At 70.8% G+C, this 20,076-nt stretch carries 20 protein-coding genes; 11 read left to right on the forward strand and 9 right to left on the reverse strand.

The window, feature by feature from the left end; genetic code table 11:
• Positions 1 to 214 precede the first annotated feature (214 nt).
• From ACH4G3_RS00150 to ACH4G3_RS00165, 4 genes are all read right to left on the reverse strand, one after another.
• Positions 215 to 1,123 (reverse strand): amino acid ABC transporter permease, encoded by a 909-nt coding sequence (locus ACH4G3_RS00150; RefSeq protein ID WP_397622309.1) that lies wholly within the window; start codon positions 1,121 to 1,123, stop codon positions 215 to 217.
• Positions 1,120 to 1,797, reverse strand: coding sequence for an amino acid ABC transporter permease (locus ACH4G3_RS00155; RefSeq protein ID WP_397622310.1), 678 nt, complete (start codon positions 1,795 to 1,797; stop codon positions 1,120 to 1,122). The genes ACH4G3_RS00150 and ACH4G3_RS00155 overlap by 4 nt, the downstream gene beginning before the upstream one ends.
• A 128-nt stretch (positions 1,798 to 1,925) precedes the next feature.
• A complete protein-coding gene (locus tag ACH4G3_RS00160) occupies positions 1,926 to 2,777 on the reverse strand; it encodes a glutamate ABC transporter substrate-binding protein (protein WP_397622311.1) in 852 nt (283 codons plus the stop codon).
• A 75-nt stretch (positions 2,778 to 2,852) separates the two neighbouring features.
• Positions 2,853 to 3,629, reverse strand: coding sequence for an amino acid ABC transporter ATP-binding protein (locus ACH4G3_RS00165; protein ID WP_397622312.1), 777 nt, complete (start codon positions 3,627 to 3,629; stop codon positions 2,853 to 2,855).
• Positions 3,630 to 3,919: 290 nt separating this feature from the next.
• Here ACH4G3_RS00165 and ACH4G3_RS00170 point away from each other — a divergent pair, with 290 nt between their 5' ends.
• A complete protein-coding gene (locus ACH4G3_RS00170) occupies positions 3,920 to 4,606 on the forward strand; it encodes a response regulator transcription factor (protein ID WP_010034790.1) in 687 nt (228 codons plus the stop codon).
• A gap of 9 nt (positions 4,607 to 4,615) precedes the next feature.
• Complete coding sequence (locus ACH4G3_RS00175) at positions 4,616 to 6,019, forward strand: sensor histidine kinase (RefSeq protein WP_397622313.1); 1,404 nt, start codon at positions 4,616 to 4,618, stop codon at positions 6,017 to 6,019.
• Positions 6,020 to 6,053: 34 nt separating this feature from the next.
• Here the strand turns inward: ACH4G3_RS00175 and ACH4G3_RS00180 are convergent, their stop codons facing one another.
• Complete coding sequence (locus tag ACH4G3_RS00180) at positions 6,054 to 7,055, reverse strand: TAXI family TRAP transporter solute-binding subunit (protein ID WP_397622314.1); 1,002 nt, start codon at positions 7,053 to 7,055, stop codon at positions 6,054 to 6,056.
• 110 nt (positions 7,056 to 7,165) lie between these two features.
• On the opposite strand from ACH4G3_RS00180, the gene ACH4G3_RS00185 reads away from it, so the two are divergent.
• Positions 7,166 to 7,573 (forward strand): pyrophosphohydrolase domain-containing protein, encoded by a 408-nt coding sequence (locus ACH4G3_RS00185; protein ID WP_397622315.1) that lies wholly within the window; start codon positions 7,166 to 7,168, stop codon positions 7,571 to 7,573.
• A 38-nt stretch (positions 7,574 to 7,611) separates the two neighbouring features.
• Here ACH4G3_RS00185 and ACH4G3_RS00190 read toward each other — a convergent pair whose 3' ends face one another.
• Both ACH4G3_RS00190 and ACH4G3_RS00195 read right to left on the reverse strand, forming a co-directional pair.
• Positions 7,612 to 8,835 carry a cation:proton antiporter gene (locus ACH4G3_RS00190; protein WP_397622316.1) on the reverse strand — a complete coding sequence of 408 codons (1,224 nt, stop codon included), beginning with the start codon at positions 8,833 to 8,835 and terminating at the stop codon, positions 7,612 to 7,614.
• A gap of 4 nt (positions 8,836 to 8,839) precedes the next feature.
• On the reverse strand, positions 8,840 to 9,325 hold the full coding sequence (locus tag ACH4G3_RS00195) for a cation:proton antiporter regulatory subunit (RefSeq protein ID WP_397622317.1): 486 nt from the start codon (positions 9,323 to 9,325) through the stop codon (positions 8,840 to 8,842).
• Between the two features lie 261 nt (positions 9,326 to 9,586).
• Between ACH4G3_RS00195 and ACH4G3_RS00200 the strand changes: the two genes are divergently transcribed.
• The 4 genes from ACH4G3_RS00200 to ACH4G3_RS00215 all read left to right on the forward strand — a co-directional run bounded on the left by ACH4G3_RS00200 (position 9,587) and on the right by ACH4G3_RS00215 (position 13,622).
• On the forward strand, positions 9,587 to 10,534 hold the full coding sequence (locus tag ACH4G3_RS00200) for a sensor histidine kinase (protein ID WP_354748687.1): 948 nt from the start codon (positions 9,587 to 9,589) through the stop codon (positions 10,532 to 10,534).
• Complete coding sequence (locus ACH4G3_RS00205; protein WP_397622318.1) at positions 10,534 to 11,241, forward strand: response regulator; 708 nt, start codon at positions 10,534 to 10,536, stop codon at positions 11,239 to 11,241. Before ACH4G3_RS00200 ends, ACH4G3_RS00205 begins: the two co-directional genes overlap by 1 nt.
• Before the next feature lie 66 nt (positions 11,242 to 11,307).
• Positions 11,308 to 12,831: a tRNA (N6-isopentenyl adenosine(37)-C2)-methylthiotransferase MiaB gene (gene miaB, locus ACH4G3_RS00210; RefSeq protein ID WP_397622319.1), complete on the forward strand. Its 1,524-nt coding sequence runs from the start codon at positions 11,308 to 11,310 to the stop codon at positions 12,829 to 12,831.
• 77 nt (positions 12,832 to 12,908) lie between these two features.
• Positions 12,909 to 13,622 (forward strand): class III extradiol dioxygenase subunit B-like domain-containing protein, encoded by a 714-nt coding sequence (locus tag ACH4G3_RS00215; RefSeq protein ID WP_397622320.1) that lies wholly within the window; start codon positions 12,909 to 12,911, stop codon positions 13,620 to 13,622.
• Positions 13,623 to 13,784: 162 nt separating this feature from the next.
• On the opposite strand, the gene ACH4G3_RS00220 is transcribed toward ACH4G3_RS00215, so the two are convergent.
• Together ACH4G3_RS00220 and ACH4G3_RS00225 are read right to left on the reverse strand one after the other, a co-directional pair.
• The gene (locus ACH4G3_RS00220; protein ID WP_397622321.1) at positions 13,785 to 14,138 is read right to left on the reverse strand and encodes an antitoxin; all 354 of its coding nucleotides are present in this window, start codon (positions 14,136 to 14,138) and stop codon (positions 13,785 to 13,787) included.
• A 26-nt stretch (positions 14,139 to 14,164) separates the two neighbouring features.
• Positions 14,165 to 14,440 carry a hypothetical protein gene (locus tag ACH4G3_RS00225; RefSeq protein ID WP_397622322.1) on the reverse strand — a complete coding sequence of 92 codons (276 nt, stop codon included), beginning with the start codon at positions 14,438 to 14,440 and terminating at the stop codon, positions 14,165 to 14,167.
• A 182-nt stretch (positions 14,441 to 14,622) separates the two neighbouring features.
• On the opposite strand from ACH4G3_RS00225, the gene miaA reads away from it, so the two are divergent.
• From miaA to ACH4G3_RS00245, 4 genes are all read left to right on the forward strand, one after another.
• Positions 14,623 to 15,561: a tRNA (adenosine(37)-N6)-dimethylallyltransferase MiaA gene (gene miaA / locus ACH4G3_RS00230; protein WP_397622323.1), complete on the forward strand. Its 939-nt coding sequence runs from the start codon at positions 14,623 to 14,625 to the stop codon at positions 15,559 to 15,561.
• Between the two features lie 108 nt (positions 15,562 to 15,669).
• On the forward strand, positions 15,670 to 16,254 hold the full coding sequence (locus ACH4G3_RS00235; RefSeq protein ID WP_397623340.1) for a hypothetical protein: 585 nt from the start codon (positions 15,670 to 15,672) through the stop codon (positions 16,252 to 16,254).
• A gap of 154 nt (positions 16,255 to 16,408) precedes the next feature.
• Positions 16,409 to 17,281 carry a diaminopimelate epimerase gene (dapF, locus tag ACH4G3_RS00240; protein WP_397622324.1) on the forward strand — a complete coding sequence of 291 codons (873 nt, stop codon included), beginning with the start codon at positions 16,409 to 16,411 and terminating at the stop codon, positions 17,279 to 17,281.
• Between the two features lie 296 nt (positions 17,282 to 17,577).
• Positions 17,578 to 19,809: a RelA/SpoT family protein gene (locus ACH4G3_RS00245; RefSeq protein ID WP_397622325.1), complete on the forward strand. Its 2,232-nt coding sequence runs from the start codon at positions 17,578 to 17,580 to the stop codon at positions 19,807 to 19,809.
• The last annotated feature ends 267 nt before the right edge of the window (positions 19,810 to 20,076 follow it).

Consider the following 20,076-nt stretch of genomic DNA (forward strand, 5'->3'; position numbering starts at 1 on the left):
GCACGATCACAGAACGTATGCAACCCATTGCCGGTGCTTGCGTCAAGTGACCAGGGGCCGGTGGCGATCATGCCGCCGTCACAAGGGTAGCCGGGCGACACGCCCGCTACTTGATGGGGTGTCAGGGTCGGCCCACGCAGGGCGGCTCATGGCTCGGCACGACTGTGGCCCGCCGGAGTTCCGGCGGGCCACAGCAGTAGCGGTTGTAGAGCGGTCAGATCCTGCCCTCGGCACCCGTGCCGTAGGTGTCGCCCACCTCAGCCGCGTTCACGTCGTCGACCTTGTCGGCACCGAGAACCGCACCCGTGCTGCGCTTGCTGCGGCGCAGCCTGCCCTCCAGCCAGGAGGCGAAGGACGTGAGGATGAAGTTCAGCACGATGAAGATGACCGCCACCACGATGAAGCTGGGAATGACGTTCGCGTAGTTGGCCGCGAGGGTGCTCCGCGTGTTGAGGAGCTCGGTGAACCCGAGCATCACGCCGCCCAGCGCGGTGTCCTTCACGATGACGACCAGCTGGCTGACGATGGCCGGCAGCATGGCGGTGACGGCCTGCGGCAGCAGGATGCTCGTCATCGTCTGGCTCTTGCGCAGGCCGATCGCCATCGCCGCCTCCGACTGCCCCTTGGGCAGGGAGAGGATGCCGGCGCGGACCACCTCGGCGAGGACCGACGCGTTGTAGAGCACCAGACCGGTGACGACCGCGTACAGGGGCCGCTCATCGCTGGGGATGCCCGTGGAGCGGACGTAGAACTCGTTGGCGAACAGCATCAGCAGCAGCACCGGGATCGCCCGGAAGAACTCGACCACCGCGCCGGCCGGGATGCGCACCCAGCGGTGGTCGGACATGCGTGCGATGCCGAGGACGGCGCCCAGCGGGAGGGCGATGACCATGGCGAGTGCCGCGGCCTTCAGCGTGTCGGCCAGGCCCGGAAGCAGGTAGGTCGTCCACGCCTCGGACGTGGTGAACGGCTTCCACAGGGACCACTCCAGCTGGTTCTTGTCGTCCAGCGTCTGCCAGACCCACCACAGGAGCAGGGCGAGCAGGACGAAGAAGACCACCGAGAACAGCAGGTTGCGCCGCTTGGCCTTCGGGCCCGGAGCGTCGTAGAGAACGGACGTCATCGCTTCACCGCCAGTCGCTTGCTCAGCCAGCCGAGGATCAGGCCGGTGGGCAGAGTCAGTACCACGAACCCGAAGGCGAAGATCGCGCCGATGAGCAGCGTCTGTGCCTCGTTCTCGATCATTTCCTTCATCAGGAGGGCGGCCTCCGCCACGCCGATCGCGGCCGCCACAGTGGTGTTCTTGGTCAACGCGATGAGCACGTTGGCCAGCGGTCCGATGACGGAGCGGAACGCCTGAGGCAGGATGATGAACCTCAGGACCTGGCTGAAGCTGAGCCCGATGGCCCGTGCCGCCTCCGCCTGACCGACGGGCACGGTGTTGATGCCGGAGCGGATGGCCTCGCAGACGAAGGCGGCCGTATAGGCGACGAGACCGAGGACGGCCAGACGGAAGTACTTGAGCTCGAAGTCATCGGGCGCGCCCATCGTCACGCCGAAGATGTCGGCGAGGCCGAGCGACGTGAAGACGATGATGACCGTCAGGGGGATGTTCCGGACGATGTTCACGTAGGCAGTGCCGAAACCGCGCATCAGCGGTACGGGGCTGACCCGCATGGCTGCCAGGAAGGTGCCCCAGAGCAGGGAACCGATGGCCGACAAGACGGTGAGCTGAATGGTGACCCAGAAAGCGCCCAGCACGGACGGGTCGTCATATTTTGAAAGAAAGTCGAACACGATCTCCCGCGCTTCCGGGTGGGTGGCGTAGGTGGCGGACGTGGCGCGCCGCCGTCAGAGACGTGAGGGCAGCGCGCCTGCGGATCCCCGCAGGGACTGCGGGGATCCTGCGTCGGCGGAGTCCCGCGTTACTGGACGATCTGGCCGATCTTCGGGGCGGGCTCGTTCTTGTAGTTCGCCGGACCGAAGTTCTCCTTGACGGCCTTGTCCCAGGAACCGTCGCTGACCATCTTCTCGAGGGCGGCGTTGATCTTGTCGAGGGTCGCCTTGTCGCCCTTCTTGACGCCGATGCCGTAGTTCTCGTTGCTCAGCTTCAGGCCGGCCAGCTTGAACTGACCCTTGTACTGCTCCTGCGCGGCGTAACCCGCGAGGATCGAGTCGTCGGTGGTCAGCGCGTCCACCCCACCGCTCTGCAAAGCGGAGAGGCACTCCGAGTAGCCACCGCGCTCGCTCAGCTGGGCCTTCGGCGCGAAGTCGTCCTTGACGTTCTGCGCCGAGGTCGAACCGGCGACCGAGCACAGCTTCTTCTCGTTCAGGTCCGTGGCCTTGGTGATGTCCGAGTCCTTCTTCACCAGCAGGTCCTGGTGGGCCAGCAGGTACGGACCGGCGAAGTCGACCTTCTGCTTGCGCTCGTCGGTGATCGAGTAAGTGGCCGCGATCATCTTCACGTCACCGCGGGACAGCGCGTTCTCACGGTCGGCGCTCTTGGTCTCGACCCACTCGATCTGGTCGGGCTCGTAGCCCAGTTCCTTGGCCACGTACGTCGCCACGTCCACGTCGAAGCCGGAGAAGGAACCGTCGGGCTCCTTCAGGCCCAGACCGGGCTGGTCGTACTTGATGCCGATCTTGATCTTGTCACCGCCGCCGGAGCCGGAGCCGGAGCCGTTCGAGTCACCGCCGCCGTCGCCACCACAGGCAGTAGCGGTCAAGGCGAGAACGAGAGCGGTGGCGGCCGCGGCGGAGACCTTGCGGAGCTTCATGGTGAACATCCTTTGCCGTGAAGAGAAAAACCGTCGTTTCGGGTGACGCGGGTCGTCGCAGGCGCGACGCGCGCCCTAGTGGTGCAGGATCTTCGACAGGAAGTCCTTGGCACGGTCGCTGCGCGGGTTACTGAAGAACTGGTCGGGCGCAGCCTCCTCGACGATTCGGCCGTCCGCCATGAACACCACGCGGTTTGCGGCCGATCGTGCGAAACCCATCTCATGGGTGACGACGATCATGGTCATGCCGTCCCGGGCGAGCTGCTGCATGACCTCCAGCACCTCGTTGATCATCTCGGGGTCGAGCGCGGAGGTCGGCTCGTCGAAGAGCATGACCTTCGGCTCCATGGCCAGCGCCCGCGCGATCGCGACGCGCTGCTGCTGGCCGCCGGAGAGCTGTGCCGGGTACTTCTCGGCCTGCGCGGCCACGCCGACCCGGTCGAGCAGGGCCCGGGCCCGCTCCTCGGCCGCGCCCTTGTCCTTCTTGCGGACCTTGACCTGGCCGAGCGTCACGTTCTCGAGCACGGTTTTGTGCGCGAAGAGGTTGAAGGACTGGAAGACCATCCCGACGTCGGCCCGCAGCCGGGCGAGTCCCTTGCCCTCGGCGGGCAGCGGCTTGCCGTCGATCTCTATCGTGCCGGAGTCGATCGTCTCCAGGCGGTTGATGGTGCGGCACAGGGTGGACTTGCCGGACCCGGACGGTCCGATGACCACGACGACTTCGCCGCGGGCGATCGTCAGGTCGATGTCCTGGAGTACGTGCAACGCGCCGAAGTGCTTGTTGACGCTCTTCAGGACGACCAGTTCTCCGGTCGCGGCCACATCTTCCTTGGCCACCGATACTTCGGTCATCGCTCTCAGGCTCCGTCCTCCTCGGTTTCGGAGGACAGTAGTAACCCTCTACGACCTGCGTCATTACATCTGAGGGGAATCTGAGCATCACGATCCGATAGCAATCGGACACGTGTCGTAGCACTTGTTACCAGCGCTCATATCGGCCGGGTAACGGAAGCTCTCCGCAACCGGAACCCTCTTGACGCCGTCCTCATCCATCAGCGTGACTGCACAAGGTGCACGCGCGCGCGTGCACGCGTTTTTGTACACAGATAGATCGTACGGCCAGTGAACCGAAGGGGGCCCGGGTGAGACTGCTGCTCGTCGAGGACGACAACCACGTCGCCGCCGCCCTGTCGGCGGTGCTGGCGCGGCACGGGTTCGACGTCACACACGCGCGCAGCGGCGAGGAGGCCCTTCAGGCGCTGGTGCCCGAGGTCGACGGCTTCGGCGTCGTCCTGCTCGACCTGGGCCTGCCCGACCAGGACGGATACGAGGTCTGCGGCAAGATCCGCAAGCGCACCAGCACGCCGGTGATCATGGTCACCGCGCGCTCCGACGTGCGCTCCCGCATCCACGGCCTCAACCTCGGAGCCGACGACTACGTGGTGAAGCCGTACGACACCGGGGAACTGCTCGCCCGCATCCACGCCGTGAGCCGGCGCACCTCGCACGAGGACACCTCCAGCGGCATCGAGACCGAACTGCGCCTCGGCCCGGTACACATCGAACTGCCCACGCGCCGGGTCAGCGTGGACGGAACCGTGATCCAGCTGACCCGCAAGGAGTTCGACCTCCTGGCCCTGCTCGCGCAGCGGCCCGGGGTGGTCTTCCGCCGGGAGCAGATCATCAGCGAAGTGTGGCGGACCAGCTGGGAGGGGACCGGGCGCACCCTGGAGGTGCACGTCGCGTCCCTGCGCGCCAAGCTGCGGATGCCGGCCCTCATCGAGACCGTACGCGGAGTCGGCTACCGGCTCGTCGCGCCTGCCGGATAGCGGGGCCGAGTGCGCACTCGTCTGCTCCCGCTGCTGATCGTCCTGATGGCGGCCGTGCTGCTCGCGCTCGGTGTCCCGCTCGCCGTCAGCCTGGCCGGCGCCCAGCAGCAGAAGGTCGTCGTCGACCGGATCGACGACACGGCACGCTTCGCGGCTCTCGCCCAGTTCGTCACCGACTCGCCCACCGGAACCGCCAGCGCGTTCGAGAACGAGCGCCTGGCCACGCTCAGCCGCGAACTCGACAGCTACTACACGGTCTACGGCATCCGAGCCGGTGTCTTCTACCGCAGCGGCAGTGCCATGGCCCACGCACCCGCCCGGTGGTCCCTGCCCAGGGAGGGGGAGGTACGTGACGCCTTCGACGAGGCGCTGCTCAGCCGCCGCAGCCACGACCCGCGGCAGGTGTGGCCCTGGCAGCGCCGCAACCTGGTGGTCGCCTCGCCGGTCATCCGGGACGGTGACGTCGTCGCGGTCGTCGTCACCGATTCGCCCACCGGGCAGCTGCGCTCCCGCACGCTGCACGGCTGGCTGGTCATCGGCGCGGGCGAGTTCGCCGCGATGCTGCTGGCCGTCGGCGCCGCCCTGCGGCTGACCGGCTGGGTGCTCAAGCCGGTACGGGTGCTGGACGCCACCACCCACGACATCGCCACGGGGCGGCTGAAGTCCCGGGTCGCCGCCGCCGGCGGTCCGCCGGAACTCAGGCGCCTGGCCCGGTCGTTCAACGAGATGGCGGACAACGTCGAGGACGTGCTGGAGCAGCAGCGCGCCTTCGTCGCCGATGCCTCGCACCAGCTGCGCAACCCCCTCGCCGCGCTGCTGCTGCGCATCGAGCTGCTCTCCTTCGAGCTGCCCGAGGGCAACCAGGAGATCGCCTCGGTCCAGTCCGAGGGCAAGCGCCTCGCGCAGGTCCTGGAGGATCTTCTCGACCTGGCGCTGGCCGAGCACACCGAGGCCGATCTGAAGATCACCGACATCGGCGAGCTCGCCGCCGAACGGGTCGCGGCCTGGTCCCCGACCGCCGAGGCCAAGGGGGTACGCCTGGCGGGCGACTGCCCGCCGACGACCGGGTGGGCCGACCCGGTGGCGCTGTCCAGCGCGCTGGACGGGATCATCGACAACGCGGTGAAGTTCACGCCCGAGGGCCGGACCGTCGAGGTGACCGTCGCCCCGAACGGCGACACCTCCACCGTCGTCGTCACCGACGAGGGGCCGGGCCTCACCGACGAGGAACTGGCCCGCATCGGCGACCGCTTCTGGCGCAGCAGCCGCCACCAGAACATCAAGGGCTCGGGCCTCGGACTGTCCATCTCACGGGCGCTGCTGGCGGCGGGCGGCGGTTCGATCGCGTACGACCATCACGAGCCGCACGGGCTGAAGGTGACGGTGACGGTGCCGAGGGTCGGACCGGCGTAGCGGAGCCGGAGACCGAGGCGAGGTCGAAGAACGGCTATGGCTTGACGGACCGGTAGTAGCGCCGGGCCCCGTCGTGCAGCTTGAGAGGGTCGGTGTAGATCGCCGTGCGGACGTCGACCAGCTGGGCGGAGTGGACGGTCGCGCCGATGCCGTCCCGGCTGTCGATCACCGTACGGGTCAGCCACTCGGTGAGCCGGGGGTCCATGTCGTTGCGGGTGACCAGCAGGTTGGACACCGCCAGGGTGGGGACCGGGTCGCCGCGCTGGATCGTGGGGTAGGCCGACTCGGGCATCTTGGTGGCGCGGTAGTAGCGCGTGGCACCGCCCTGGTCGTGCAGCTTGGCCACGAGGCCGACGTCGATCGGCACGAAGCGGAAGGCCGACGCCGACTTCTTGGCCAGCCGGCTGAGGCCGTCCGTGGGCAGTCCGCCCGACCAGAAGAACGCGTCGAGGCCGTGCCCCAGCCGTTTGGGACCGGTGTCGATGCCGTCCGACGACGGTTTGATGTCCTTCTCCGGGTCGATCCCGGCCGCCCTGAGCACGCCATTGGCGATCAACCGTACGCCGGAGTTCGGCAGCCCTATGGCCACGCGCTTGCCGCGCAGGTCCGCGACGGAGCGGATGTCCGAGTCCGGCGGTACGACGAGCTGGGCGTAGTCGTCGTACAGGCGCGCGACACCGCGCAGGCGGTCGGCGCCCGTGCCGTTGTCGAGCTTGTACGTGGCGACCGCGTCGGCCGCGGCGATCGCGAAGTCTGCCTTGCCCGTCGCCACGTCAGCGACGTTCTCCTGCGAGCCGGCGCTGGTCAGCAACCGCACCTTCAGATCGGGCATGTCCTTGTCGATCTCGGTCCGCAGGAGTTCGCCGTACTCGTGGTAGACCCCCGCGCGCGTGCCCGTGCTGAACCTGATCGTCCCGCCCGGAGGCTCCTCGGCCCAGGGGCGCAGCCACCACAGGAGCAGCCCGAGGACCACGAGGGCGGCGGCGCCGCCCTGGAGGGCCCGGCGCCTGCCGAGAGGGGGGAACGTCTTGGGCATGCGCGAGATCCTGCCAGCCGTGGTGCCCCGCTGACCAGGGGCCGGCTGCCAAGGCGGGGTCCGACACGGGGGCGGGGGGAGTGTCAGTGGCGGCCACTACAGTCGGCCCCATGAGCTCCTCGCCCGCTGACCTGGTCCGTGAATTCCACCTCGCCTTCGGCCTGGACGCCCGCAGCACCCCGACTGAGGTGTCCCCGCAACTCGCCGCCCACCGCGGCGAACTCCTCGCGGAGGAGGCCGCGGAGGTCGCCGAGGTGTCGGTGACGGGCCCGCTCGACCGGCTCGCCCACGAACTCGCCGACGTCGTCTACGTGGCGTACGGCACCGCCCTCGTCCACGGCATCGACCTCGACGCGGTACTGGCCGAGATCCACCGTTCCAACATGACCAAGATCGGTCCCGACGGCTCCGTCTCCCGCCGCGAGGACGGCAAGGTGCTCAAGGGGGAGCACTACGAGGCACCGGATGTGCCGGGGGTGCTGCGGAGGCAGGGGTGGGAACCGGCCGCGGGCGCCTGATGTCCCTTTCGGTGCCGCGTCTCCTTCGGTGCCGCCCCTCAGTCGGCCACCTGTGCGTCCGCCTCCTTGGCCCGCGGTGTCGTCTCCGCCGCATCCTGGTGTGGCTCGCGGCGTCGGGTCCACCAGGCCGCCACGGGCTCCGTGTAGCGCGCGGTGAGCGGGCCGAGGACGACCAGGATGAGGACGTAGGCCGTGGCCAGGGGGCCGAGGGACGGTTCGATACCCGCCGAGACGGCCAGACCGGCGATGACGATCGAGAACTCGCCACGGGCCACCAGCGCACCGCCCGCCCGCCAGCGGCCCTTGACGGAGATTCCGGCCCGCCGCGCCGCCCAGTAGCCGGTGGCGATCTTCGTCAGGGCGGTGACGACGGCCAGGCCCAGGGCGGGCAGCAGAACGGGCGGGATGCTGGACGGGTCGGTGTGCAGTCCGAAGAAGACGAAGAACACCGCCGCGAACAGGTCACGCAGGGGGCTGAGCAGCGTGTGCGCACCCTCCGCCACCTCTCCCGACAGCGCGATGCCCACCAGGAAGGCCCCCACCGCCGCCGACACCTGGAGCTGCTGTGCCACACCCGCGACCAGGATGGTCAGCCCCAGCACGACCAGCAGCAGCTTCTCCGGGTCGTCGCTGGAGACGAAGCGGGAGATCACCCTGCCGTAGCGCAGGGCCAGGAACAGCACGAGGCCCGCCGCGCCCAGCGCGATCGCCAGGGTCAGGCTGCCGGCCAGCAGCCCGGCTCCCGCCACCAGCGCCGTGACGATGGGCAGGTACACCGCCATCGCCAGATCCTCCAGCACCAGCACGCTGAGGATCACCGGCGTCTCCCGGTTGCCGACCCGGCCCAGATCGCCGAGCACCTTCGCGATCACGCCGGACGACGAGATCCAGGTCACACCGGCCAGGACGACGGCGGCCACCGGCCCCCAGCCGAGCAGCAGCGCCACCGCCGCCCCCGGCAGCGCGTTGAACGCGCAGTCGACCAGACCGGACGGGTAATGGGTCTTGAGGTTGGAGACCAGATCGCTCGCCGTGTACTCCAGGCCCAGCATCAACAGCAGCAGGATGACGCCGATCTCGGCACCGGTGGCGATGAACTCCTCACTCGCACCCAGCGGCAGCAGACCGCCCTTGCCGAAGGCCAGACCGGCCAGCAGGTACAGCGGTATCGGCGAGAGCCGGAAGCGGGCGGCGAACCGGCCGAGCAGGCCGAGGCCGAGGATGATGGAACCGAACTCGATCAGCAGAACCGCGGAGTGCACCGGCTCACTCCCGACCGAGTATCGTCGCGGCGGCGTCGACGCCCTCACGGGTACCGACGACGATCAGCGTGTCCCCGCCCGCCAGCCGGAAGTCCGGCGCGGGAGAGGGAATGGCCTCGGCCCGCCGCAGCACCGCCACGACCGACGCGCCCGTCTCCGTACGCATCCGCGTGTCGCCCAGCACCCGCCCGTTCCAGCGCGAGGTCGCGGCCACCTCGATCCGCTCGGCGACCAGCCCCAGGTCCGTGGTGTAGAGCAGGCTCGGGCTGTGGTGGGACGGCTTCAGCGCGTCGATCAGCGACCCTGCCTCCGAACCGGTCAGCCGCAGCGACTGCGCGCAGGAGTCCGGATCGTCGGTCCGGTACACGTTCACCGTGCGTGTGCCGTCGCGGTGCGCCACCACCGACAGATAACGGTGTTCCCGGGTCTCCAGGTCGTACTGGACCCCGATGCCCGGCAGCGGCGTCGCCCTCAGGCGCGGAGCTGACACGTTTCTTCCCCTTGTTCGTCTGGCTCTTGTCGGTCTGGTGAACGGTGTCGATCAACGGACGGGTCAAGTCCGCATGCTGTCATCCAGCCGTACGGTGACGACATGGGTGTCGTGACGGATATACGCAGCGGCCGGTCGCCGGAGAGGGTGGAGGGGGCGGTGTCAGACGCGAAGGCCGGGGACGTCAGGGCGGGGGACGCCAGGGCCGGGGACGCGAAGCCCGGGTCATACGCGAAAGCCGGAAGGAGCGGATCCAGGAACGTGTCGTTGTTCTGGCGGATCTTCTCGCTCAACGCGGCGGGCCTGGTCGTGGCCACCGCGTTGCTGCTCGGCCCGGTCACCGTGTCGACCCCCGTCCTGGCGGGCGAGGCGCTCGTCCTGCTCGGCGGCCTGGCGGTGCTGCTCGCCGGCAACGCGCTCGTGCTGCGCTTCGGCCTCGGGCCCCTGCAACGGCTGGACCGGGCCATGGCCACCGTGGACCTGCTGCGCCCGGGCTCCCGCCCGGTGGTCGCCGGACCCGCGGAGACGGCCGGACTGATCACGACGTACAACGCGATGCTCGACCGGCTGGAGGCCGAGCGGGCCGCCGGCGCCGCCCGGGCGCTGTCCGCACAGGAGAGCGAACGGCACCGGATCGCCCGTGAGCTTCACGACGAGGTCGGGCAGACCCTGACCGCCGTCCTCCTCCAGCTCAAGCGCGTCGCGGACCGGGCCCCCGAGGACCTGCGCGAGGAGGTCGGCCAGGCGCAGGAGGCGACCCGGGCCGGCCTGGACGAGATCCGCCGTATCGCCCGTCGGCTGCGCCCCGGTGTCCTGGAGGAACTCGGCCTGGCCAGCGCCCTGCGCTCGCTCGCCGCCGAGTTCACGACCCACGGGCTGACCGTGCGCCACCATGTCACCGGCGACCTCCCCGCCCTGACCCCGGAATCGGAACTCGTCGTCTACCGAGTGGCCCAGGAAGGCCTGACCAACACCGCCCGGCACGCCGGCGCCGACCGTGCCGAACTCCGCCTCCGGCCGGTCCCCGGCGGCGTCGAACTCCTCGTACGCGACAACGGCACCGGCCTCGGCGACGCCCCGGAAGGCGCAGGCATCACGGGCATGCGTGAACGCGCCCTCCTGATCGGCGCCTCCCTCGCCCTGGAACCGGCGCCCGACCGGGGCACCGACGTACGCCTGCGGATACCGGTGACGGAAGGAGCCCGCTGATGTCCACACCGGTGACGCCGGGCAGCCCGTCGGCAACCGCCCGTACCCCGATCGACCGGCCCCCGATCCGCGTCCTGCTCGCCGACGACCACACCCTCGTACGCCGGGGCGTGCGCCTCATCCTGGACGGAGAGCCCGACCTGACGGTCGTGGCCGAGGCCGGAGACGGGGCCGAGGCCGTCGCCCGCGCCCGGGACACCGCCGTCGACCTGGCCGTCCTGGACGTCGCCATGCCCCGCATGACCGGCCTCCAGGCGGCCCGCGAACTCTCCCGCAGGCTCCCCGCGCTGCACATCCTGATCCTGACGATGTACGACAACGAGGAGTACTTCTTCGAGGCGCTCAGGGCCGGGGCCAGCGGCTACGTCCTCAAGTCCGTCGCCGACCGCGACCTGGTCGAGGCCTGCCGGGCGGCCGTGCGCGACGAGCCGTTCATCTACCCGGGTGCCGAACGGGCCCTCGTCCGCTCCTACCTGGAGCGGCTGCAGCGGGGCGACAGCCTGCCGGAACGGGCCATCACCGAACGCGAGGAGGAGATCCTCAAGCTGGTCGCCGAGGGCCACACCTCGAAGGAGATCGGCGAACTCCTCTTCATCAGCGCCAAGACGGTCGAACGCCACCGCGCCAACCTCCTCCAGAAGCTCGGCATGCGCGACCGTCTGGAGCTGACCAGGTACGCGATCCGCGCCGGTCTCATAGAGGCCTGAGCCCGAGGGGCCCGGGGTTGTCCACAGGGGACCGGGCCACTTCTGCCGACCGCCTACCCTTGTCCCATGAGCAGCATCGACCGGAGCCAGTCAGTGGGCGGCACGCGCACATATGAGGTACGCACCTACGGGTGCCAGATGAACGTCCACGACTCCGAGCGATTGGCCGGTCTGCTGGAGGGCGCGGGCTACGTCCGCGCCCCCGAGGGCGCCGACGCGGCCGATGTCGTGGTCTTCAACACCTGCGCCGTGCGGGAGAACGCCGACAACAAGCTGTACGGCAACCTCGGCCACCTCGCGCCGACGAAGGCCGCCCGCCCGGGCATGCAGATCGCGGTCGGTGGCTGCCTCGCGCAGAAGGACCGCGACACCATCGTGAAGAAGGCGCCCTGGGTGGACGTCGTCTTCGGCACGCACAACATCGGCAAGCTGCCGGTCCTGCTGGAACGCGCGCGCGTGCAGGAGGAGGCGCAGGTCGAGATCGCCGAGTCGCTCGAGGCGTTCCCGTCCACGCTGCCGACACGGCGCGAGAGCGCCTACGCGGCCTGGGTCTCCATCTCCGTCGGCTGTAACAACACCTGCACCTTCTGCATCGTCCCGGCCCTGCGCGGCAAGGAGAAGGACCGCCGCCCGGGCGACATCCTCGCCGAGATCGAGGCCCTGGTCGCCGAGGGCGTCTCCGAGATCACACTGCTCGGGCAGAACGTCAACGCGTACGGCTCGGACATCGGCGACCGCGAGGCCTTCAGCAAGCTGCTGCGGGCCTGCGGGAAGATCGACGGCCTGGAGCGCGTCCGCTTCACCTCGCCGCACCCGCGCGACTTCACCGACGACGTCATCGCCGCCATGGCCGAGACGCCGAACGTGATGCCGCAGCTACACATGCCGCTCCAGTCCGGCTCGGACACGGTCCTCAAGGCCATGCGCCGCTCCTACCGTCAGGAGCGCTACCTGGGGATCATCGAGAAGGTCCGCGCCGCCATCCCGCACGCGGCGATCAGCACCGACATCATCGTGGGCTTCCCCGGCGAGACCGACGAGGACTTCGAGCAGACGCTGCACGTGGTGCGCGAGGCCCGCTTCGCCCAGGCCTTCACCTTCCAGTACTCCAAGCGCCCGGGCACCCCGGCCGCCGAGATGGACGGCCAGATCCCCAAGAAGGTCGTCCAAGAGCGCTACGAGCGTCTGGTCGCCCTCCAGGAGGAGATCTCCTGGGAGGAGAACAAGAAGCAGGTCGGCCGCACGCTGGAGCTGATGGTCGCCGAGGGCGAAGGCCGCAAGGACGACAGCACCCACCGCCTGTCCGGCCGGGCCCCCGACAACCGCCTCGTCCACTTCACCAAGCCGGACCAGGAGGTGCGCCCCGGCGACGTGGTCACGGTCGAGATCACCTACGCCGCCCCGCACCACCTCCTCGCCGAGGGCCCCGTGCTGGACGTGCGCCGGACGCGCGCGGGCGACGCCTGGGAGAAGCGCAACGCCGAGAAGGCGGGCAAGCCGGCCCAGCCGGCCGGCGTGCTCCTGGGCCTGCCGAAGATCGGCGTCCCCGAGCCGCTCCCGGTGGCGGCGAGCGGTTGCGGCTGCGACTGAGCGGGCTGCGGCCCGCCGCGGCCAGGACCGCGCCGGGCCGGGCAGGGCCTGTGCCCTGCTGAGTTACCCTGCCGATCATGCTTGCCGCCGCCGCTGTCTGCCCCTGCCCGCCCCTACTGGTGCCCGACGTCGCCGCGGGCGCCGCTCCGGAGCTGGACGCCGCGCGGGCCGCCTGCACGGACGCGCTGGGCGTGCTCGCCGCCGCCCGGCCCGGCCGGCTCGTGGTCGTCGGGCCGGTCGACAGTGCCGGGCCCGAGACGTACCCGGAGGGCACGCCGGGCTCGTTCCGGGGCTTCGGCGTCGATCTCGACGTACGGCTGGGAGGGGGCGAGGGCGCGTCTGCGGAGCAGCGGCTGCCGTACTCGCTGGCGGTGGCCGCCTGGCTGCTGGAGCGGACCGGGTGGTCCGATGCTCCGGTCGAGGGACTCGGCGTGGGGGACCGGCTCGCGCCGGAGCGGTGCGGGCGGATCGGACGGGACCTCGCCTCACGGGCCGAGCGGGTCGCGCTGTTGGTGATGGGTGACGCCAGCGCGTGCCGGACGCTCAAGGCGCCGGGGTATCTGGACGAACGTGCGGCGCCCTTCGACGCGGAGGTCGCGCGCGCACTCGGCGCGGCGGACGTGGCCGCGCTCACGACCCTGGACACAGGGCTGGCACACGAACTGAAGGTCTCCGGCCGGGCCCCCTGGCAGGTCCTGGCGGGCGCGGCCGAGGGCGCGGACCTCGGCGGATCACTGTTGTACGAGGACGCGCCGTACGGAGTGGGATACCTCGTGGCCACCTGGTCGTAGCCCCGGCGGCGGGACACGGGAAACGGGTCACGGGAAACGGGTCACGGAAAACGGGTCACGGAAAACGGCGGACGGCCGGGAGCCCTCGTGCTCCACGGCCGTCCGCCGATGTGCCCTTCAGTGTGCCGATGTGTGGTCAGGAACCGCTGCGTCGATATGCGCTCAGGAAGTGGGCGGTGGTGCGTCCGGCGGCGGGGTGCTGGTGCCTCCGGCGTCCCGAGGCGGTGCCGTACGGCCCGTGTCCGGCGGCATGGTGCGCCCGGGGCCCGGCGGCGGCGTGGTGCCGCTCGCGTCAGGTCCGCTGCCGCCCTTGTGCGCGAGTCGGTCCATGGCGCTCTTGGCCTTGTCCGTGCCCGAGTGGATCCTGTCGCTGTACTTGCCCTTGGTCCTCTTGTCGACGACATGCGCGGCCTTGTCGAGGCCGTGCTGGATCTTGTCCTCGTGCCGCTGTGCGAGGTCCGAGACCTTGCTCTTGGCCGGGCCCAGTTTGGCCTTCACGTTGTGCAGCAGACCCATGGTTCACCTTCCCTCGCGCGGGGCGGTCACGTGCGGGCGCCCTCGCCGGCCTCGTTGTCGGCCGCCTTGTCGGTGGACTGCTGCTTGGGGATGTCGACGCCTTCGGACTCGGTGACCTCGGCCGCCTCAGCCACCGGCTCGGCCGCTTCCGCTGCCCCGTCAGCCCCCTTCGCCGCAGCCTCCGCCCCTGCCGTTTCCTCCGCCTCGGTCCCGGCCGTCGCCTTGTCGGCCTGAGCCTCGGCGGCAGGCGCCGCCTCCTCCGTGGCCTTGGACCGCCGGAGAAGTCGTGCAAAAACGCCCATATCCACTCCATACGTTACTCGTGCGGGCGAAATCCCGCGTCGCCCGGTGCGTCCGTTTGCGCGACCCGGGCCACCGCCTTCGTGATCCGGCGGCAGGAACCTCGCAACGGGCAACGACCCCGGGGCCGTGGCGTCACGTAACTCGTTCGAGAGCAGGGTTCGAGGTTTGCGAGACTGGGTCGGTGAGCAGTGCACCCCCCGCCCCCCGCGTCATCGCCGTCGTAGGACCTACTGCGGCCGGAAAGTCCGATCTGGGCGTTTTCCTGGCCCAGCGTCTAGGCGGTGAGGTCGTCAACGCCGACTCCATGCAGCTCTACCGAGGGATGGATATCGGCACCGCCAAGCTGACGCCCGAAGAGCGCGGTGGCGTACCCCACCACCTCCTGGACATCTGGGACGTGACCGTCACGGCGTCCGTCGCCGAGTACCAGCGCCTGGCCCGCGAGCGGATCGACGCCCTGCTCGCCGAGGACCGCTGGCCGATCCTGGTCGGCGGCTCCGGGCTCTACGTGCGCGGAGCCGTCGACAACCTGGAGTTCCCGGGCACCGACCCCGAGGTCCGCGCCCGCCTGGAGGGGGAACTCACGCTGCGCGGCCCGGGCGCGCTGCATGCCCGGCTGGCCGCCGCCGACCCCGAGGCGGCGCGGGCGATCCTGCCGAGCAACGGCCGCCGGGTGGTCCGTGCGCTGGAGGTGATCGAGATCACCGGCAGGCCCTTCACCGCGAACCTTCCCGGCCATGACTCCGTGTACGACACGATCCAGATCGGTGTCGACGTGGCCCGGCCGGAGCTGGACGAGCGCATCGCGCGCCGGGTCGACCGGATGTGGGAGGCCGGCCTCGTGGACGAGGTGCGCGCACTGGAGGCGCAAGGGTTGCGCGAGGGGCGTACCGCCTCACGCGCGCTCGGCTACCAGCAGGTGCTCGCGGCGCTCGCCGGGGAGTGCACCCTGGAGGACGCGCGGGCCGAGACCGTGCGTGCCACCAAGCGCTTCGCGCGCCGTCAGGATTCATGGTTCAGGCGCGATCCCCGGGTGCACTGGTTGAGTGGGGCTGCGGCCGATCTCACGGAACTTCCGCAGCTCGCGTTGTCTTTGGTCGAACGACCGGTTACAGCCTGATCACGTCATGGCATCGGGACGCCCAGGCCGTCATCCGGGCCTGCGGTGGCGTGCCATCATCGAGCTTCGATCGACCGAGTTGAGTCCTAGTTGGGAGGGCGCGTGGCGATGGAGGCCGGCCCTCGCGACACCGCACAAGGCACCGATCACATCACCGCCGACCGGGATGAACCCGAGCGCCGGGATGTACCCGAGCGCCTGGATGAACCCGAGCGCCGGGATGTACCCGAGCGCCTGGATGACCCGGAGCACCGGGACGGACCGGAGCAGGAGTCGGACCGTCTCAGCTCCGACGGGCCCGACGAGACGCAGGGTGTGACGGACGACGGCCCCGAGCCCGAGGAGATGTTCGCGGGCGAGGTCGAGGTCGAGCTGCGCCCGCAGCGCCGGCTGCGCATCTGGCAGCTCGCGCCCATCGTGAGCCTGGCCGCGCTCGGCTCCCTGATGTTCGCGTTCCCGCTCGCCTTCGACTTCGGCGACAGCGGGGCCGTGATCGCCATGCTCGGGCTGCTGATCTGCTCGTGCGCGGCCGGCTGGGGCATGATGGCCGCCCGCCGCGTGGGCTACACCTTGCCGGGCCTGCCCCCCAAGGGCTCGGGCCGCAGACCGGACTGGCGCGTCGTCCTCGCGTACGCCGTGATGGTGGCCGCGGTGGTCGTGCTGGCGGTCTGGCGAGTAGCACGGCTCCGCTAGAGCGCAACGTCCCTCTCGGGGGCGCGGGGCTGTGCCGTCTCGCGGCTCCGCCGCGTGAGCGGGACCAGCCATGACGGCCCTGCACGGACCCACGGCCTCACCACCTCGAACCCTCCTTCGGCCGGACCCGCTGAGCGCCCCGTACGATCGAGGAATGAGCACGCGGATCCCCTTCCTCAAGGGCCACGGCACCGAGAACGACTTCGTGATCGTCCCGGACCCCGAGAACGCCATCGACCTGCCCCCGGCCGCCGTCGCCGCCCTCTGCGACCGCCGCGCGGGCATCGGCGGTGACGGACTGCTGCACGTGGTGCGATCCGCCGCGCACCCCGAGGCCCGGCACATGGCGCCCGAGGCGGAGTGGTTCATGGACTACCGCAACGGGGACGGCTCGATCGCCGAGATGTGCGGCAACGGCGTGCGCGTGTTCGCGCGCTACCTCCAGTGCGCCGGACATGTCGCCGAAGGGGACCTCGCCGTCGCCACGCGCGGTGGTGTGAAGACCGTGCACATCGCCAAGGACGGCGACGTCACCGTGGGCATGGGCAAGGCACTGCTCCCCGAGGGCGACGTCACGGTGAGCGTCGGCGAGCGCAGCTGGCCCGCGCGGAACGTGAACATGGGCAACCCGCACGCGGTCGCCTTCGTGGACGACCTGTCCCACGCCGGTGACCTGCTCTCGCCGCCGCCCTTCAGCCCGGCCACCGCCTACCCGGACGGCGTGAACGTCGAGTTCGTGGTCGACCGGGGCCCCGGGCACGTCGCGCTGCGCGTGCACGAGCGCGGCGCCGGCGAGACCCGCTCGTGCGGCACGGGCGCGTGCGCGGTCGCCGTGGCCGCCGCCCGCCGCGACGGCGCCGACCCGACGGCCACCGGCACGCCGGCGACGTACACCGTGGACGTACCCGGCGGCACCCTGGTGATCACCGAGCGGCCCGACGGCGAGATCGAGATGACGGGCCCCGCGGTGATCGTGGCCGAGGGCGAGATCGACGCGGAGTGGCTGGCGACCGCCACCCGCGCGTGAGCAGGCGCCGACCGTACCGAAACGCTGCTCCCGGTCGGCCACGCGACCCGAACCCACCGTAGGGAACCGGCCACTTGGCGGGAACAGAACCGTCGTGGCCGCGACGTACGGGGGTGCAAACTTCACATTCATCCCTCGAATGGGTGATCAGTTTCACGCTCGGCGAGAGGGGGTCAGCCACGCGTGGTGGGCTCGGTAGCATCAAGCACCGGCCCGGACGGGGAATCGAAGCCGCTCCCTGAGCCGTGTCCGCCCTGGGGCACCCCGTCCGCCGGTCCACGCAGCCGGAGGTGCCCATGAGTGCGGAGGCCACGAATTCCGTGACCCCAGGCCCGATGCCGGGCGCGGTGTCAGGGCCGGTGACGCCGACAGCCCCGCGCAGAAAGGCCCGCCCCCGGATCGACCTGCGCCGCCTCGGGCGCGCCGCGCTCCTCGGCCCCGCCGCTCGCGACCGGCTGCCCGACGCCATCAGCCACGTCGTCGACGCGCACCGCGCCCACCATCCCGACGCGGACCTCGAACCCCTGCGCCGTGCCTACGTCCTGGCCGAGTCCTCGCACCGCGGCCAGATGCGCAAGAGCGGCGAGCCGTACATCACGCACCCGCTCGCCGTGACCCTGATCCTCGCCGAACTCGGTGCCGAGACCACGACGTTGACCGCGTCCCTGCTCCACGACACCGTCGAGGACACGGACGTGACGCTCGACCAGGTCGGCGAGCAGTTCGGCGAGGAGGTCCGCTACCTCGTCGACGGCGTCACCAAACTGGAGAAGGTCGACTACGGCGCAGCCGCCGAGCCGGAGACCTTCCGCAAGATGCTCGTGGCCACCGGCAACGACGTCCGCGTCATGTCGATCAAACTCGCCGACCGGCTGCACAACATGCGCACCCTCGGCGTCATGCGCCCCGAGAAACAGGAGCGCATCGCCAAGGTGACACGTGACGTGCTGATCCCGCTCGCCGAACGGCTCGGCGTCCAGGCGCTCAAGACCGAACTGGAAGACCTCGTCTTCGCGATCCTGCGCCCCGAGGAGTACGCGCACACAAGGGAGTTGATCGTCCGCAACGCCGCCCGCGCGGACGACCCGCTCGCCGAGGTCGCCGACGAGGTGCGCACCGTGCTGCGCGAGGCGGACATCCCGGCCGAAATCCTCATCCGGCCCCGCCACTTCGTCTCCGTGCACCGGGTCTCCCGCAAGCGCGGCCGGCTCCGCGGCTCCGACTTCGGCCGCCTGCTGGTGCTGGTGAACGAGGACGCCGACTGCTACGGCGTCCTGGGCGAACTGCACACCTGCCTGACGCCGGTCGTCTCGGAGTTCAAGGACTTCATCGCCGTACCTAAGTTCAACCTGTACCAGTCGCTGCACACGGCCGTCGCGCGCGAGGACGGCCAGGTCGTCGAAGTCCTCATCCGCACACACCAGATGCACAAGGTCGCCGAGGCCGGCGTCGTCGCGCTCGGCAACCCGTACGCGCCCGCCCCCGACGACCCCGCCGACGGCGAACGCGTCGACCCCACCCGCCCCGGCTGGCTCTCCCGGCTCCTCGACTGGCAGGAGGCGGCACCCGACCCGGACCACTTCTGGTCGACGCTGCGCGAGGACCTCGCCCAGGACCGCGAGATCACCGTCTTCCGGCCCGACGGCGGCACGCTGGGCCTGCCCGAGGGGGCGACCTGTGTGGACGCCGCGTACGCGCAGTACGGCGAGGACGCGCACGCGTGCATCGGCGCGCGGGTCAACGGCCGTCTGGCCACGCTGAGCACCGTTCTGAAGGACGGCGACAGCGTCCAGCTCCTCATGGGCCAGGACCCGGCGTCCGAGCCCTCCCGGGAGTGGCTGGAGCACGCTCACACGCCTGCGGCCCGGATCGCCATCCAGCGGTGGCTGGCCGCCCACCCGGCGCAGGCCGAGGCCCAGCAGACCGAGGCCCAGGAGGACCGGCAGGCCCGGGGGGACCGGCAGTCCCAGGAGGACCGGCAGGCCGGGGAGCACGCGGGGGCTGTCCGGCCCGCGCCCGCCGACGCGTCCGATCCGGCGGGGCCGGCTCCCGACCAGGCGGCCGTGCGCCCCGCCACCGGCAACGTCCTCACCGACCTGCCCGGCGCGACCGTCCGGCTCGCCGGCTGCTGCACACCCGTACGGCCCGACGACATCACCGGCTTCGCCGTACGCGGGGGAGCGGTCACCGTGCACCGCGTCGAGTGCGCCGCGGTGACCCGTATGAAGGACGGGGGGCGCGCGGAGGTCGGCGTGCGCTGGGGTGAGGCCACCGAGTGCCGGGTCACGCTGGTCGCCGAATCGTTCGTCCGTCCGCATCTGCTCGCGGACCTCACGGAGGCCATGGCCCTCGAAGGCGCCGAGATCGTCTCCGCGACCGTCGAACCCCCGACCCAGCAGCAGGTCCGTCACACGTACACCGTGCAGCTCCCGGACGCGGCCCACCTGCCCGCCCTCATGCGCGCGATGCGCAACGTGGCCGGGGTCTACGACGTCACCCGGGCGCAACCGCAGACGCAGGGCGGCTGAGCCGCCCGAGCGCGGCCACCGGACACGGGCCGGGCGAGCCCGCCCAGGCGCCGGCCAGCGGATACGGGTGCGGGTGCGGGCGTCGCTCGGCGGATACGGCCGCTGGCCCGGGGCGCCGGCCGGACATGGGCCGGATGAGCCCGCCCAGACGCCGAGCACCGGACGAAGCTCGGCTGAGAACGCGCGGGCGCCGGTCGCCGGACACGGGTCGGCCGGGCCCCCGGACGCCGAGCACCGGACGAGGGGCGGCCGGGCGCGCGCGGGCGT

It is taken from the genome of Streptomyces afghaniensis, from assembly GCF_044327915.1.
GTDB lineage: Bacteria > Actinomycetota > Actinomycetes > Streptomycetales > Streptomycetaceae > Streptomyces > Streptomyces afghaniensis.

Excerpts from the sequence above, each read along its gene's own strand:
- ACH4G3_RS00150 (WP_397622309.1), bottom strand. The coding sequence starts at position 1,123 with ATGACGTCCGTTCTCTACGACGCTCCGGGCCCGAAGGCCAAGCGGCGC.
- ACH4G3_RS00160 (WP_397622311.1), bottom strand. The coding sequence starts at position 2,777 with ATGAAGCTCCGCAAGGTCTCCGCCGCGGCCGCCACCGCTCTCGTTCTC.
- ACH4G3_RS00165 (WP_397622312.1), bottom strand. The coding sequence starts at position 3,629 with ATGACCGAAGTATCGGTGGCCAAGGAAGATGTGGCCGCGACCGGAGAA.
- ACH4G3_RS00180 (WP_397622314.1), bottom strand. The coding sequence starts at position 7,055 with ATGCCCAAGACGTTCCCCCCTCTCGGCAGGCGCCGGGCCCTCCAGGGC.
- ACH4G3_RS00185 (WP_397622315.1), top strand. The coding sequence starts at position 7,166 with ATGAGCTCCTCGCCCGCTGACCTGGTCCGTGAATTCCACCTCGCCTTC.
- ACH4G3_RS00205 (WP_397622318.1), top strand. The coding sequence starts at position 10,534 with ATGTCCACACCGGTGACGCCGGGCAGCCCGTCGGCAACCGCCCGTACC.
- miaB (WP_397622319.1), top strand. The coding sequence starts at position 11,308 with ATGAGCAGCATCGACCGGAGCCAGTCAGTGGGCGGCACGCGCACATAT.
- ACH4G3_RS00215 (WP_397622320.1), top strand. The coding sequence starts at position 12,909 with ATGCTTGCCGCCGCCGCTGTCTGCCCCTGCCCGCCCCTACTGGTGCCC.
- ACH4G3_RS00220 (WP_397622321.1), bottom strand. The coding sequence starts at position 14,138 with ATGGGTCTGCTGCACAACGTGAAGGCCAAACTGGGCCCGGCCAAGAGC.
- ACH4G3_RS00225 (WP_397622322.1), bottom strand. The coding sequence starts at position 14,440 with ATGGGCGTTTTTGCACGACTTCTCCGGCGGTCCAAGGCCACGGAGGAG.
- ACH4G3_RS00235 (WP_397623340.1), top strand. The coding sequence starts at position 15,670 with ATGGAGGCCGGCCCTCGCGACACCGCACAAGGCACCGATCACATCACC.
- dapF (WP_397622324.1), top strand. The coding sequence starts at position 16,409 with ATGAGCACGCGGATCCCCTTCCTCAAGGGCCACGGCACCGAGAACGAC.
- ACH4G3_RS00245 (WP_397622325.1), top strand. The coding sequence starts at position 17,578 with ATGAGTGCGGAGGCCACGAATTCCGTGACCCCAGGCCCGATGCCGGGC.